The sequence below is a fragment of the Bradyrhizobium sp. CCBAU 11430 genome (assembly GCF_028128855.1).
Lineage (GTDB): Bacteria > Pseudomonadota > Alphaproteobacteria > Rhizobiales > Xanthobacteraceae > Bradyrhizobium > Bradyrhizobium ottawaense.
Window position 1 is genome coordinate 135,481 of record NZ_LBJV01000058.1, and the last position, 14,936, is coordinate 150,416.

The window sequence follows — 14,936 nt, forward strand, 5'->3', positions numbered from 1 at the left end:
CGGATGAGCGCCGCGCAAGCCTGGTCCTTGCCGGCGGGCGGAAAGATCGCCGGATAATGCTCTTCGCGACACCCCTGCCGCCGGGATCCTGGCGCGCCTTGTATGCATTATCCCAGTTGCCATCTCCGCGCAGTTCGCTTTACATGCCGCCAACTCGCCCGCGGATGACGGCCGGGGCTCAAAAATCACACACATTGTCAAAGGGACGGAATATGGCGCGCAACATATTGATTCTCGGGGCTTCTTACGGCTCGCTGCTGGGCACGAAGCTGCTGATGGCGGGGCACAATGTGACCCTGGTCTGCCGCGCCAAGACCGCGGAGCTGATCAATCGCGAAGGTACCGAGGTGCGCATCAAGCTGCGTGACGAGGCGGTGCACCGGGCGATCTTCTCGCGCAACCTGCCCGGCAAGCTCGACGCCGTGACCCCCGCCAATGTCGACCTCTCCCGCTACGATATGGTCGGCCTTGCGATGCAGGAGCCGCAATACACCAACCACACCGTGCGCGTTCTCATGGTCAAGATCGCCGCGGCGAAGCTGCCGTGCCTGTCGATCATGAACATGCCGCCGCTGCCCTATCTGAAGCGGATCCCGGCGCTCGCCGACATGGATCTGGAAGAGGCCTACACCAATGCGCAGGTGTGGGAGCGGTTCGAGCCGGGGCTGGTGACGCTGTGCTCGCCCGACCCGCAGGCTTTCCGTCCGCCGGAAGAAGCCGCAAACGTGCTGCATGTCGGCCTGCCCACCAATTTCAAGGCGTCGGTGTTCGCCGACGACAAGCACAACAAGGTGCTGCGCGAGCTCGAGGCCGACATCGACGCGGTGACGCTCGACGGCCACGACGTGCCGGTGAAGCTGAAAGTGTTCGATTCCCTGTTCGTGCCGCTGGCGAAATGGTCGATGCTGCTCACCGGCAATTACCGCTGCATCACGCCGCACGATCCGCAGTCGATCCGCGACGCCGTGCACGGCGACCTCAAGCGCTCGCAGACGATCTACGACCACGTCGATGCCATCGCCCGCAAGCTCGGCGCCGATCCGCAGGACCAGGTGCCGTTCGCAAAATACGCCAAGGCCGCCGAGAGCCTGCTCAAGCCGTCATCGGCGGCGCGCGCGGTCGCGAGCGGCGCCCCCTTTATCGAGCGCGTCGACCTCCTGGTGAAGCTGATCTCGCATCAGCTCGGCGTGCCCAATGCCGAGATCGACCGCACCGTCGAGACCGTCGATCTGAAGCTGAACGAGAAGATCGTGCAGGGCGGATCCGGCGCGCAGTGAGCGCGCCGCATCCAGCGACGCCGACGCTCACGCGCTCAGGAATGATTGAAGCCAGATCAGGCCGGTCACCGCGACAAGCGTGACCGCGCCGGTGCGCGTGATGAGGTCGGGATGCCCGAGACGGCGCGCGCCGCGGCCGAGCGTTGCGCCCAGAGTGATCCACGCGGCGCCAGCGGTGACAATCTGAAGCGCAATCGCGCCCAACCAGGGCAACAGTTCAAGCGGCCCAGCTCCAAGTGGCAGGAGCAGGAAGGCGAAGACGAGCGCTTTCGGGTTCAACAGGGTTGTGAGCAGCACCTGGCCGAACGTCACCGGTGCACCGTCGCGCAGCTCGCGCGTGTTGACTCGCCAGAGCATGACGGCAAGGCACAGGATGTAGATGGTCACCGCGACGCGGAGCAGGACGGCCGCGAGCGGGATATCCATGACGATGGGCCCGAGCGCCAGCCGCAGCAGCGCGATCGCCAGCAGATAGCCGGCGAGCTCCGCCACAAGCAGATGAAGCGAGCGCACGATGCCGATCCCCGCGCCCGACGTCGCGAGCAAGGTGTTGGTCGGCCCGGGCACGGCCAGCAGGAAATAGGTCGCCGTGAAGAAGGTCAGGAAGCTCATGCGCCTGAGCTAGCAGGCCCCGGGCCAGGCCGGTTTGATCTTCATCATCGAATCCGGTCCTCAAAGCCCGGAATCGGTCCGAATCCGCCCATCCCCGTGATCGCAGATTTGCGAAAAATTTGCATCCATGCGAGGTCTGTCCTTACGTAACAGAGGCCGCCGGGATGCCTCGGCAGAGACTCCAGATGCCGGCTGCGGGCAGCGGGTTCCAAGCCTGCCCGCGATAGCCGGATTGACGGGCGAAAGAACAAGTCATCGAAGATGGATCAGTCGACGTTGCAGGTCGCTCGCGCGGTGGAGGCCGGCGCGACAACCATGAAGAGTGTCATCGACGCGACTGGATTGTCCCGTCTCAAGGTCGAGCGCGCCTTGAACACTCTGGAGAAGCAGAAGCTGCTGGTCCGCGACGGCCAGGGTTTCAAGGCAGCCGGCCAGCCGAAGACGGCGCCGTTCGCCCGGCAATGCGGATCCTGCAACGCCTGCTGCGACATTCTCGAGGTGGCCGCCGTCGACAAGCCGGTGAACCAGCTCTGCAAGCACTGGCAGACGGGCACCGGCTGCACCATCTACGACCGCCGCCCGCAGATGTGCCGCTCCTTCGTCTGCGCCTGGCTGCAAGGGCATCTCGACGACGACTGGTTCCCGGCGAAGTCGGGCATCATCGTCCATTTCAGCCAGGATGCCGTGAACGTCACGGTCGACGACCATTGCCCCGATCGCTGGCGCGAAGAGCCTTATTTCAGCAAGCTCGCCGAATGGTCGCTGAATGGGATCAAGCGGATCGGAAACCGCGGCTATGCCACTCTCGTCGTCTCCGGCGCCGACCGTTTCCTGCTGCTCGGACGCACCGTCGTTCCCGAGCCGACGCTGTTTGGCACGGCGTTCGTGCCGCTGACGGCCGACACGTTCCAATTCTGGCGGGCGACATCGCCGGAGCATTTGCAGCGATTGCATGAGCGCATCGCCGAGATGGAGCGGATCAGGCAGGAATTCGGCTCCTGCGCGATCCCCGCAAACGAGGACGACGATCCGCAAGCCCCCTATCGGCCCGCACTTTTACGGCTATCGAATCACGCCTGAACGCCGCCGTGGGCAACGCGGCCTGATCAGCGCCGTGCCGCTCGACGCGCCGCGACGGTATTGATAAGCCCCTGTCCGCGAATGACGGGGACTTGAGTCGGGCATGACGGTTGCAATCGAGATGGGGCAGACCACGGCAGGCGCCGCGGCCGCCATGGACCTCGAGGAACTCTTGGCGACCCGCCTCCTGGTGCAGGGCAATTCGGGCTCCGGCAAATCGCATCTGCTGCGGCGGCTCTTGGAACAGAGCGCGCCCTGGGTACAGCAGGCCATCATCGATCCCGAAGGCGATTTCGTCACGCTGGCCGAGCGTTTTGGCCATCTCGTGATCGAGGCCGAGGATCACACCGAGCGCGGCCTTCAGGTCGCCGGCGAGCGCGCGCGGCTGCACCGCGTCTCCACCGTGCTCAATCTCGAAGGGCTCGACGCCGAGAACCAGATGCGCCGCGCCGCGGCGTTTCTCGGCGGGATGTTCGAGGTCGACCGCAACCATTGGTATCCAATGTTGGTGGTCGTCGACGAGGCGCAGCTGTTTGCGCCAGCGGTGGCCGGTGAAGTCTCGGACGAGGCGCGAAAACTCTCGCTCGGCGCCATGACCAATCTGATGTGCCGCGGCCGCAAGCGTGGGCTGGCCGGTATCATCGCGACCCAGCGGCTGGCGAAGCTCGCCAAGAACGTCGCGGCAGAAGCCTCCAATTTCCTGATGGGCCGCACCTTCCTCGACATCGACATGGCGCGCGCCGCCGATCTGCTCGGCATGGAGCGGCGGCAGGCCGAGTCCTTCCGCGATCTCGAGCGTGGGCAGTTCATGGCGCTGGGACCTGCGCTGTCCCGCCGTCCATTGCGCCTGAACATCGGCCCGACCGATACAAGCCCGCGCAATTCCACGCCGCGGCTGATGCCGCTACCGGAGGCGGCCACGGAAGATATGCGCGCCATCATCCTGGCCGCGCCGCCGCCCGATGCCAGCCGGCCGCAACGACGGCCGGCGCCGGATTTGCTGGAGCAGCTCCGCGCCGCGAAGGCCGCCGCGCCGGTGATCCAGCCAGAAGTGGACGAGGTGCCGGTCAGCGCCGAGGAACTCGCCGAGCGGCGTGAACGCGTCGATCGCACGCTGCGTGCCGTGCTCGCCGCGCCCGACGCCGGCTTCCGCGCCGTCGGCGTGCTCTATCAGGAGTTCGTGGTCCGCTGCCGGATCGAGGGACTGGGCTCGGCCGTCCCTGACCTTACCGAATTCCGCCGCATGCTGACGCGCGCACGCGCGGGGCTCGGCGCCGAGCATGCCGAAGACGACGCCTGGCAGGACGTATCGCTGCGCGCATCCATTTTGCCGGACGACATGCAGGGCGTGTTCATGATGATCGCGCGCGCGGCGAAGGAAGGCTGGCCATGCCCCGGCGACGCCGCGATCGCGCGGGCCTATGGCTCGCATTCGCTGCGCCGGGCGCAGCGGCTGCTCGGCTACATGGAGGAGCAGGGCCTGATTGTCGTCCAGCTCGACGGCGGTGGACGCAGGATCGTGACGCTGGTGGAGCTGGCCTGGGCCACGGCGCCCGGCGATCCCAATGGCGATGATCTGCCGGCGGAGCCTGTCGCGAGCGCGGCTTCGGCTTGAAGCGGGATGGAGGTCGTCATGCCCGGGCTTGTCCCGGGCATCCACGTTCTTCGTGCCTGGAGGCAAGACGTGGATGGCCGGGTCAAGCCCGGCCATGACGTGGAGAGGTCAGCGCATTGCGTCAGGCAGCCTCGGAGCCGCCGAGATAGGCGTCGCGGATTCGAGGATCGTCCTTCAGCGCGCGTGCCGGGCCTGACAGCACGATCTTGCCGGTCTGGAGCACATAGGCTTCGTGTGCGATCTCCAGCGCGAGGCTGGCGTTCTGCTCGACCATGAACACCGAGACGCCCTCCTGATTGATGGTCCGGATCAGCTCCAGCACGCGGTCCACATAGAGCGGCGACAGGCCCATGGTCGGCTCGTCCATGACGATCATCCTGGGACGGCTCATCAGCGCGCGCGCCATCGCGACCATCTGCTGCTCGCCGCCGGAGAGCGAGCCCGCGCGCTGCGACAGCCGCTGGCCGAGCTTCGGGAACAGCGTCAGCATCCTGTCGAGATCCTGCGCCACCGCGTCGCGGTCGTTGCGCACGAAGGCGCCCATCAGGATGTTCTCGCGCACGCTCATGTCCGCGAACAGCCGCCGCGCCTCCGGCACCGAGGCGATGCCGCGACGGACGATCTGCGGCGTGGTCAGCCCGATCAACGAGGCGCCGTCGAACGTGACATCGCCCGAGCGCGGTTTCACCAGTCCCAAGATGATCTTCATCGTCGTTGACTTGCCGCTGGCGTTGCCGCCGAGCAGGCAGACGATGTGGCCGCGCGCGACTGTGATCGACAGATCGAAATGCACCTGGGCCTGGCCGTAGAAGGTGTTGACGTTGGACAGCGCCAGCAGCGGTTCGGGTGCGCTCGTCGTCATGCTGCGCTCTCCTGCTCCGACGCCCCTGATAGCCCGTGGCCGAGATAGGCCTCGATCACCTTGGGATCGCTCCGCACCGCGTCGCCCGGCCCTTCCGCGATCTTCTTACCCTCGTCCATGACGATGACACGATCGGACAGGCGCATCACCATCTCCAGCTTGTGCTCGATCAGGAGGATGGTCAGCCCCTCCGCCTTGAGCTCGGCGACCAGCGCCTGCATCTCCGCGGTCTCGGTCGGGTTCATGCCGGCGGTGGGCTCGTCGAGCAGCAACAGCCGCGGCTTGAGCGCGAGCGCGCGCGCGATCTCGACGCGGCGGCGATTGGCGTAGGACAGGCTATAGGCCGGCTGGTCGATCCGCGGCAGCAGCCGCTCGCCGAAGCGGGCGAGGATGGCCTTCACCTCCTCGCGCAGCCGCTCTTCTTCCGCCTTGACGCTGGCGGGCCGCAGCAGCGCCAACCCCAATTCCAGCAGCGGACCGATCACCGGCACCGCCGGCTTCACCGCGCGCAGCCGCGTGTGCGCGCCGATCAGGACGTTGTCCATGACGCTGAGATTGCCGAAGACCCGCCCGAGCTGGAACGTGCGCGCGATGCCCTCGCCTGCCAGCCGCTCCGGCGACAGGCCGGTGATGTCCTGGCCTTCGAAGTGAACTGTACCCGCGTCGGGCCGATCGAGCCCGGTGATGAGATTGAACAGAGTCGTCTTGCCGGCCCCGTTCGGGCCGATGATGCTGACAAGCTCACCTTTGGCGAGATCGAGATCGATCGCGTCGACCGCGGTGAGGCCGCCGAAGCGCCGCGTCAGCCCGCGCAGGGACAGCATGGAATTGAGCTGTGCCATCACAGCGTCCCCAACAGGCCCTGCGGCCTGAACCGCACGAGCAGCAACAGCACGATGCCGTAGATCAGGATGCGATACTCCGCCGCGATCCGAAAGACCTCGGGCAGGCCGACCAGCGCGACCGCTCCGAGAATCGCGCCGACGACATTGCCGAGGCCGCCGAGGATGACCACGGTCAGCGCCAGGATCGATTGCTGCGTATTGAAGGTCTCATGGTTGATGTAGGAGTAGAGGTGTGCCGCGATGCCGCCGCTGACGCCGGCGGCGAAGCCGCCGAAGATGAAGGCCAGCGACTTGTAGCGGTTGAGACTGAGGCCATAGGCGCGCGCTGCGATGTCGTCGTCGCGGATGGCGCGAAAGCTGCGGCCGAGATGCGAGGTGAGCAAGCGCCCCTGCAGCAGCGCCAGCACGACCATCACTGTGAAGCTGAACCAGTAGATCGAGGTCGGGCTGATCAAATCGTAGCCGAACAGCGACAGCGGCGGGATGCCGGAGATGCCGATCGGGCCGCGTGTGACGCTTTCCCAATTCAGGATCACCAGCGACACGATCTCGCCGATGGCGAGCGTCGCGATCGACACGTAATGCCCGCGCAGCCGGAACGACGGCGAGATCAGCGCGGTGCCGAGCGCGGCGCACATCAGGCCGCCGCCGATAATCGAGAGGCCCACCGGTACGGAGAGGGTCAGCGACAGCAGCGCGGAGGTGTAGGCGCCTATCGCAAGCAGTGCGGCATGGCCGAGCGAGACCTGGCCGATCGTGCCCGCAACCAGCGTCAGGCTGAGTGCGAGCATGCCGAGCAGCCAGGCGTTGATCAGGGTCTGCAGCACGTAGAACGACACCGGGAAGAACGGCAGGACCGCGAAGATCGCGGCTGCAGCCAGCAGCGCCCAGCGCGGAATGCGCACCGGGCGGCTCGGCGCGATGAAGGTGCCGGTGAGCGGCTCGGGCGGCGCCTGCCGCGCGCTGGCGAACAGGCCGTTCGGCCGCAGCACGAGCACGACGACGAGAAGCAGGAAGGCGAACAGATTGCGGTAGCTGGTGCCGAACACGGCGACGCCGTAGCTCTCCACCAGTCCGAGCAGCAGGCTGCCGATGACGGCGCCGGGCACATTGCCGGCGCCGCCGACCACTTCGGCGACGACGCCCTTGAGCGTCGCCTGCAGGCTCATCGCGGTGTCGATCTGGTTATAGTACATGCCGACCAACATGCCGGAGACGCCGCCGAGCGCGGCGGCAATGCCGAACACCGCCTGATTGACGCGGTTGACGTCGACGCCCATCTGCATCGCAGCGTCGCGGTCCTGCGCAGTGGCGCGTACCGCCCAGCCGAGCTTGGAGTAGCGCAGGAACACGAACAGCAGCAGCGCGCTGGTGAGGCCGACGCCGGCGATCAGCAGATCAAGTGGGCCGATGGTGCCGCCGCCGACCTGAAAGCGCACGTCCGGCAACTGGCTCGGCAGCGCGCGCGGATTGGGCGAGAAGGTCAGCATCACCAGCTGATCGAGCACGAAGCTGATGCCGATCGTGGCGAGCAGCGGCGCGATGCGCACCGAGTTCTGCAGCGGACGCAGACCGAACCGCTCGATCACCAGCCCGACCAGCGCGGCAGCGACCGCGACCACGATGATGGTGAGCGGCAGCGGCGTATGCAGCTGCACCACCGCGACCCAGCCGATATAGGCGCCGACCAGATAGATCGAGCCCTGCGCGAAGTTGATCAGCCGGCTGACGCCGAAGATCAGCGCAAGCCCGACCGCAACGAGGGCATAGACATTGCCGACGATCAGCCCGTTGATCGTGTAGTCGAGCCAGGAAGACACGCGATGGCCCCAAGGAGAGAGAGAAGCGGCAGAAGCGAATGCCCCGGCCATCAGGTCAGGTCGGCTTGCCGTCCCAGAGCGCGAACTGCCCTTTGCGCACGACGAGTTCGGCGTTCATGGCGCCCTTGACGCGGCGGCTCTCGACGTCGAACGTCGCGGAACCGAAGATGACGCTGGAGACGTCCTTCACTTTCGTGAAGGCATCGCGGACCGCACGGCGGTCGGTGCCGCCGATCTTGACCACGGCGGCCGCCATGTTCATCGCATCATAGGAATAAGCGTTGAAGGCGTCCGGCTCCTGCCCGCCGTACTTCGCCTTGAAGCCCGAGATGAATTTCTTCACCTCGGGCCTGGGATCCTCGGGGAAATAGCGCGTGCCGAGATGGACATCCTCGACCGCCTCGCCGCCGAGCTCCAGAAACTTCGGCGAGTAGACCGAGCTCGCGGCGCAGATCACCTGCTTCAGGCCGACCTGCCGCGCCTGACGGGCGATCAGCGCACCGTCGGAATAATAGGAGATCAGGATCAGCCCGTCCGGGCTGGCGTCGCGCACGCGCACCAGGGTGGAGCGGAAGTCGCGCTCCTCCGCGATGTAGCCCTCGGTCACCGCGACCTCGGCGCCGTATTCCTTCGCCGCCTTGACGAAATAGTCGCGGCTGGTGCGGCCCCAATCGGTGTTGAGGTGCAGCACCGCGAGCTTCTTGAGGCCGAGACGCTTCACCGCATAAGCCGCCAGCAGCGGCTGCTCGTCGGCCTGGCTGACCGAGGTGCTCCACATGAAGTCGCCGCCCTTGGTGAAATCGGGGTGCGAGTTGGTGAAGCCGAATTGCACGAGGCCGCCGCGCTGATAGATCGGCGAGGCCGCCATCGAGGCCGGGCTGGAGAAGTCGCCGAGCTCCATGACGATCCGGGGATCGGAGACGAACTTCTGGGCGATCGCCACCGACTGGCGCGGATCGCTCTGGCTGTCCTCGAACTGATAAGCGAGCTTGCGCCCGTTGATGCCGCCGGCCGCCATGATCTCGTCGAGCGCGAGATCAAAACCCTGCTTCCACTGCGTGCCATATTGCGCGTTCGGTCCCGTCAGGGGGCCGCTGACGCCGAGCAGGATCGGTTCGGACGATTGCGCGAAGGCGCCGCGCGAGACGGCCGCTCCCGCCATCATGACGGCGAGAGACCCCTTCACCAGGCTACGACGATCGATGTTGCTCATGCACGGCTCCATCCACTCAATGTTGAAACAAGCAGCAATTCTTGTGCCGCCGAGATTGGCTATTTCGAGGGCTCGCCGAGCGACAGCATCAGCCGGTTCGCCCAGTTGAAGAACGAGGCGCCGTTGATGACGTCGACGATCTCGGCATCGTCGAGACCGGCGCGGCGCAGCTCCGCGATATTGTCGGGCCCGAACGCGATCGGCGTCGCGGCCAGCGCCACCGAGGCCTTGACCACGGCATTCCAGCGCTCGCCGAGGTCGGCTTTGATGCCCTCGTCGAGCAGGCGCTGCACGTCGTCGCGGCGCTTGGAATAGGTGCTGGCGAAGCGCGCATGCACGGAGGCGCAATAGATGCAGCCGTTGTAGCGCGAGGTCGCGGCCGCCGCGAGCTCGCGCTCGGCGCGCGGCAAGCCGTCGGCGACGTTGTAGAAGATGTCCTTGTCGGTCTTGGTGCGGGCTTCCAGCACTTCGGGATCGCGCACCAGCAGGCGGAAATATTCCGACTTGGCGCGCGAGCGATCGACGAGGCCCGAGTAATGCCGCTCGGTCAGCTCGGCCTCGGGCAGCGGATCGATCCAGGAGACCCAACCGAGCTCGTCCTGGGTGAAGACGACGGGCGGGTTGACGGCGGCGCTCATGATTGCGGTCTCCTCTTATGCGTTCGCCGCGGCGAGCGTGCGCAAGCCGCTGACGACCCGCACCTGGAACGACAGGAACGCGACGAGTTGGGAGAAGGTGACGATGCCGGTGGTCGACCAGCCGGCGTCAAGCAGCGCCTTCATGTCGGCGGCTGCGGCATCGCGGGGCCGGAACACCAGGAGGTGCGCATGCTCGAGCGCTGCTGCGAGCTTCGCACCAAGCGCCGGCTTGCTCGCGGCGCTCACGCGATAGATCAGGCCGGCCGTGTTCTCGGTCGACAGTGGGCCGGCGGGATACGAGCCATAGGGACCCGAGGTTCTGCCCCGCGCGATCTCGGCGTCGATCGCCTCCAGCAGGCGCGCACCGTCCGCGTTTGCGGCAAGCTTGTCGCGATAGAAGGTGGCAACGGGCGACTCGCCATGGAGCCCGGTCACGAAGGCGGCGACGGCCGCGCGCTCGGCCAGCGAGACATCGCCCGCGTCGATCGGCTCGAACAGCGAGAGATAGCTCTTCTGCGCGTTCTCGCGCGCCTGCAGGCGGCGGGCGCGGATGGCGTCCAGCGCCGAGCCCGGCTGGATCCCGGCGAGTGTGTCGATGATATCCTGCGTAGTCATCATTCGGCCTCGTGCAACGCGATGCTCTTCATGTCCAATCAGCCCGCCAGCGCCACATCGGGCGCCGTCCGGGTCCAGCCCAGCGCGGGTGCGACCTTCTCCGCGACGAGATCGATCGAGCGCAGGACGTGGGGATGCGGGGCATCGACCGAATGCACCTGGAACACGAGATCGGTCACCCGCTCCAGCGTGGCATCGGTGCGCAGCGAGGCGATGACCTCGTCGGCGCCGCCGACATGGGTGTCGAACGCCGTGATCATCTCCTCCAGCGTCTCGCCCGGCTTGGCGTGGCCGCCCTTGAGAAACTGCGGCAGCGCACGCCGCAAGCCAATGTCTGCAAGCCGCAACGCCTCGCGATGATCGTCGGCGACGAACACGCTGCGCGAGGCCATGATGCGGGGCTCGGCCCCCTTGGGCAGCGCTTCCAGATAGGCATCGATCACCGGATTCTGGATCTCGGCCAGCGTCGCCTTCGGCGCCTCCTTGGTCCGCGGCTGGGTGCGCGACAGCAACAGGCCGTCACCGGCCTTGCCGGCTCGGGCACCTCCCGCGACCGAGAACGTGGCCTGCCAGATCCGCTTGTCCAGCTGCGGCCGTTGCGGGTAGATCGTGTCGCCACCCTCGAGCGGCTTGCCGACCAGGGCGGTGCGGACGACCTCCAGATTGCGGGCGAAGATCTCGTTGCGCTGAGCGCTGTCGAGGCCGAAGGCGGCAAAGGCCGACGGATTGCCGCCGGTGCCGACGCCGAGCTCGAAGCGGCCGTTGCAGATCAGATCGAGCACGGCTGCGTCCTCCGCCACCCGCACCGCATTCTCGAGCGGCAGCGTGACGATGCCGGTGCCGAGGCGGATGCGCGAGGTCTGGGCTGCGACGTAGCCGAGAAAGGTGAAGGGCGACGGCAGGCCGCCTTCGCGCTCGTGGAAATGATGCTGCGCGATCCACGCAGAATCGAGGCCCGCCTTTTCGGCGCGCACGATCTGCTCGGCCGCGAAGCGATAGCGCTCGGCGGGCGGGGCCTCGTCCAAAAGCCGCGTGAAAAATCCCAGGCGTTTCAGATTTGCAAAGCGTTTCATGCGACCCCTGTCGGGCGAGGATGGTCAGGCCGCCGATGATGTCGGTTACTGCTGCTCCAGACAAGCGGGCATTGCGCAGGGCTCATACGCAAGCTCATTGACAAGGCTCATGCGTAACGCTGCCCGCCGGGATCGCCCCTGCGCTGGAGCTGGGCAGATTGCCTACCAGCTCGGCAGCACCGCGCCCTTGAACTTGGTCAGGACGAACTCCTTGACCTCCGGCGTGTGGTAGCTGTCGACGAGGATCTTGACCCAGGGCTTGTCCTTGTCGGCGGTGCGCACGGCGATCAGGTTGACATAGGGGCCCTTCGGGTCCTCGCGCAGGATCGGATCCTTGACCGGATCGAGGCCCGCCTGGGTTGCATAATTGGTGTTGATCGCGGCGGCGTCGACATCGTCGAGCGCGCGCGGCGCCTGCGCCGCGTCGACCTCGATGAACTTCAGCTTCTTCGGGTTCTCGGTGATGTCGAGCACCGTCGGCTTGAAACCGGTGCCGTCCTTCAGCTTAATCAGGCCCTTGTCGCGCAGCAACAGCAGCACGCGGCCGCCATTGGTCGGATCGTTCGGGATCGAGACCTTGCCGCCCTCGGGGATGTCGGCGATGGCCTTGTGCTTCTTCGAATAGACGCCGATCGGGAAATTCACGGTCAGGCCGACGGCCTCGATCTTGTAGCCGCGGTCGGCTTTCTGGTTGTCCAGATATGGCTGGTTCTGGAACGAATTGGCCTGGATCTCGCCGGCATCGAGCGCGGCATTCGGCACGACATAGTCGGAGAATTCGAGCAGCTGGATGTCGAGGCCCTGCTTGGCGGCGATCGGCTTCACTGCCTCCAGGATCTGCGCATGCGGGCCCGGCGTCACGCCGATCTTGATGGTCTCGGCGGTGGCTGCTGCCGACCAGGCGGCGAGCGCGGTTGCGAGCATCAGGGGGAAGCGAAACGACATCTTGGTCTCCATGGCACGGCGAGAATGATTGGAACCGTATTCGCTTCTCCGCCGGATGAAATCAATGAAATGGAAAACCATATTTGCCGCCTAGCGCGGACAACGCTTCTCCGTTCGATCCGATGTGGGGAACGAACGCGCAAACAGCGCCGGAGTTTCGCCATGACCACCCACGCCGCTCCCGGGCGGTGGTCCGGGCCGTGGCCCGCAAGGGCGTTCCCCATCGTCATTTCGTCGCATGGCCCGGCAGTCACGCCGGCATTGCCGCCTCGTGCATGATGCAACATGATGGCCGCCGGCGACGATTTGTCTTCGCGGTGGAGGGTCATCTGATGAACGAGAACGAAATCCGGGGTCTGGTCGCGGAGGTGAAGCAAGGCACGCTGTCCCGACGCTCGTTCATCCAGAAGGTGGCCGCGGTCGGAATCGCAGCGCCCATCGCGAGCCAGATCCTGCTCTGGCACGACGTGGCGATGGCGGATGCCACCTTGCCTTACAAGCCGACCAAGGCCGGCGGCGGCGGCCCGCTCAAGCTGCTGTTCTGGCAGGCGCCGACCCTGCTCAATCCGCATTTCGCGCTCGGCACCAAGGACCAGATGGCCTCGCGCGTGTTCTTCGAGCCGCTCGCCGGCTGGGACAAGGAGGGCAACCTCATCCCGTGCCTCGCGGCCGAGGTCCCGACCAAGGCGAACGGCAGCCTTGCCGCCGACGGCATGAGCGTGGTCTGGAAGCTGAAGCAGGGCGTCAAATGGCATGACGGCCAGCCCTTCACCGCCGACGACGTCATCTTCACCTGGCAATACGCCGCCGATCTCGCCACTGCGGCCTACACCACGGGATCCTACAAGGACATCAAGGTCGAGAAGATCGACGACCACACCGTCAAGGTGATCTTCAGGGCGCCGACGCCGTTCTGGGCCGATCCCTTCGTCGGCTCGGTCGGCTTGATCCTGCCAAAGCATCATTTCGGCGACTATGCCGGCGCCAAGTCGCGCGAGGCACCGGCCAATCTGAAACCGGTCGGCACCGGCCCGTACAAATTCGTCGAGTTCAAGCCGGGCGATTTGATCCGCGCCGAACGCAATCCCGACTATCACATCAAGAACCAGCCGCATTTCGACACGCTCGAGATCAAGGGCGGCGGCGATGCGGTGTCCGCGGCGCGCACCGTGCTGCAGACCGGCGAATACGACTTTGCCTGGAACATGCAGGTGGAGGAGGAGGTGCTCAAGCGCATGGAGGCGGGCGGCAAGGGCAAGCTCGACATCACGCCGTCCGGCAATGTCGAGTTCATCATCCTCAACACGACGGACCCGTGGACCGAGATCGACGGCGAGCGCTCCAGCGTCAAGTCCAAGCACCCGACGCTGTCCGATCCCGCGGTGCGCCGGGCGATCAACCTCCTGATCGACCGCGACTCGATCCAGAAATTCATCTACGGCCGCGGCGGCATCGCCACCGCGAGCTTCGTCAACGCGCCCAAGCAGTTCAAATCGCCCAAGCTCAAATACGAGTTCGACGTCGACAAGGCGAACAAGATCCTCGACGAGGCCGGCTGGAAGAAGGGCGCGGACGGCATCCGCGAGAAGGACGGCAAGAAGCTCAAATACGTCTTCCAGACCTCGATCAACGCGCCGCGCCAGAAGACGCAGGCCATCATCAAGCAGGCCTGCCAGAAGGCCGGCATCGACATCGAGCTCAAGTCGGTCACCGCATCGGTGTTCTTCTCCTCCGACGTCGGCAATCCCGACACCTACTCCAAATTCTATGCCGACATGGAGATGTACAACACCACGCAGCCGCAGCCCGACCCGGAGCGCCTGCTGAACCAGTGCGTGTCCTGGGAGATCGCCACCAAGGACAACAAATGGCTGGGCCGCAACAACTCGCGCTATTCCGATCCCGAAGCCGACAAGGCCTACAAGGCCGCGCAGAACGAGCTCGACCCGGTCAAGCGCGCCGCGCTGCTGATGAAGGTCGACGAGATCTTCTGCGAAGCCCACGTGTTCCTGCCGCTGCTCTCACGCCCCATCGTCAACGCCGGCGCCAACAACCTCATGATCGACATCTCCGGCTGGGACACCATCACGTGGAATCTGGCGGCGTGGTATCGGGTTTGAGGGGCACCGCGGGAAGGCTCTCGTGTCCCGGACAAGCGGCAACGCGCATAGCGCGCTGCCGCGCAGAGCCGGGACCCAGGGGCGGCACGGTAGGGCGCAGCGACATGGGCCCCGGCTCTGCAGCGCACCGCAAGAGCGCTGCGCTGCGTCCGGGGCACGAGAGCGGAGTTATGACGCCCGCTCTCTCCACCGTCATTACAATGCGCCAGTGCGCATCCCAG

At 66.0% G+C, this 14,936-nt stretch carries 13 protein-coding genes; 4 read left to right on the top strand and 9 right to left on the bottom strand.

What is annotated here, in order from left to right:
• The first annotated feature begins 212 nt into the window (after positions 1-212).
• Complete coding sequence (locus XI04_RS18850; protein WP_028144356.1) at positions 213-1,277, top strand: ketopantoate reductase family protein; 1,065 nt, start codon at positions 213-215, stop codon at positions 1,275-1,277.
• A gap of 27 nt (positions 1,278-1,304) precedes the next feature.
• On the opposite strand, the gene XI04_RS18855 is transcribed toward XI04_RS18850, so the two are convergent.
• Entirely contained in the window at positions 1,305-1,889 is a 585-nt protein-coding gene (locus XI04_RS18855) for a LysE family translocator (protein ID WP_028144355.1), read from the bottom strand.
• Positions 1,890-2,150: 261 nt separating this feature from the next.
• Between XI04_RS18855 and XI04_RS18860 the strand changes: the two genes are divergently transcribed.
• On the top strand, positions 2,151-2,969 hold the full coding sequence (locus XI04_RS18860; RefSeq protein ID WP_038950173.1) for a YkgJ family cysteine cluster protein: 819 nt from the start codon (positions 2,151-2,153) through the stop codon (positions 2,967-2,969).
• Between the two features lie 103 nt (positions 2,970-3,072).
• Complete coding sequence (locus tag XI04_RS18865) at positions 3,073-4,584, top strand: ATP-binding protein (RefSeq protein WP_271610418.1); 1,512 nt, start codon at positions 3,073-3,075, stop codon at positions 4,582-4,584.
• A 121-nt stretch (positions 4,585-4,705) separates the two neighbouring features.
• Here XI04_RS18865 and XI04_RS18870 read toward each other — a convergent pair whose 3' ends face one another.
• The 8 genes from XI04_RS18870 to XI04_RS18905 form a co-directional block, all read right to left on the bottom strand.
• The gene (locus XI04_RS18870) at positions 4,706-5,446 is read right to left on the bottom strand and encodes an ABC transporter ATP-binding protein (RefSeq protein WP_038950176.1); all 741 of its coding nucleotides are present in this window, start codon (positions 5,444-5,446) and stop codon (positions 4,706-4,708) included.
• On the bottom strand, positions 5,443-6,288 hold the full coding sequence (locus XI04_RS18875; protein ID WP_038950177.1) for an ABC transporter ATP-binding protein: 846 nt from the start codon (positions 6,286-6,288) through the stop codon (positions 5,443-5,445). The genes XI04_RS18870 and XI04_RS18875 overlap by 4 nt, the downstream gene beginning before the upstream one ends.
• Positions 6,288-8,111, bottom strand: coding sequence for an ABC transporter permease (locus XI04_RS18880; protein ID WP_028144350.1), 1,824 nt, complete (start codon positions 8,109-8,111; stop codon positions 6,288-6,290). Before XI04_RS18880 ends, XI04_RS18875 begins: the two co-directional genes overlap by 1 nt.
• 55 nt (positions 8,112-8,166) lie before the next feature.
• Positions 8,167-9,324, bottom strand: coding sequence for an ABC transporter substrate-binding protein (locus XI04_RS18885; protein ID WP_038950178.1), 1,158 nt, complete (start codon positions 9,322-9,324; stop codon positions 8,167-8,169).
• A 59-nt stretch (positions 9,325-9,383) separates the two neighbouring features.
• Positions 9,384-9,962, bottom strand: coding sequence for an alkylhydroperoxidase domain protein (locus XI04_RS18890; protein WP_028144348.1), 579 nt, complete (start codon positions 9,960-9,962; stop codon positions 9,384-9,386).
• A 15-nt stretch (positions 9,963-9,977) separates the two neighbouring features.
• The gene (locus XI04_RS18895) at positions 9,978-10,580 is read right to left on the bottom strand and encodes a CMD domain protein (RefSeq protein WP_442869407.1); all 603 of its coding nucleotides are present in this window, start codon (positions 10,578-10,580) and stop codon (positions 9,978-9,980) included.
• 35 nt (positions 10,581-10,615) lie between these two features.
• The gene (locus tag XI04_RS18900) at positions 10,616-11,650 is read right to left on the bottom strand and encodes a putative FMN-dependent luciferase-like monooxygenase (RefSeq protein ID WP_095426610.1); all 1,035 of its coding nucleotides are present in this window, start codon (positions 11,648-11,650) and stop codon (positions 10,616-10,618) included.
• Positions 11,651-11,812: 162 nt separating this feature from the next.
• Positions 11,813-12,607, bottom strand: coding sequence for a MetQ/NlpA family ABC transporter substrate-binding protein (locus XI04_RS18905; protein WP_028144345.1), 795 nt, complete (start codon positions 12,605-12,607; stop codon positions 11,813-11,815).
• A gap of 320 nt (positions 12,608-12,927) precedes the next feature.
• Here XI04_RS18905 and XI04_RS18910 point away from each other — a divergent pair, with 320 nt between their 5' ends.
• Positions 12,928-14,715, top strand: a complete 1,788-nt coding sequence (locus XI04_RS18910; protein ID WP_038970856.1) for a peptide ABC transporter substrate-binding protein — start codon at positions 12,928-12,930, stop codon at positions 14,713-14,715.
• Positions 14,716-14,936: the final 221 nt, after the last annotated feature.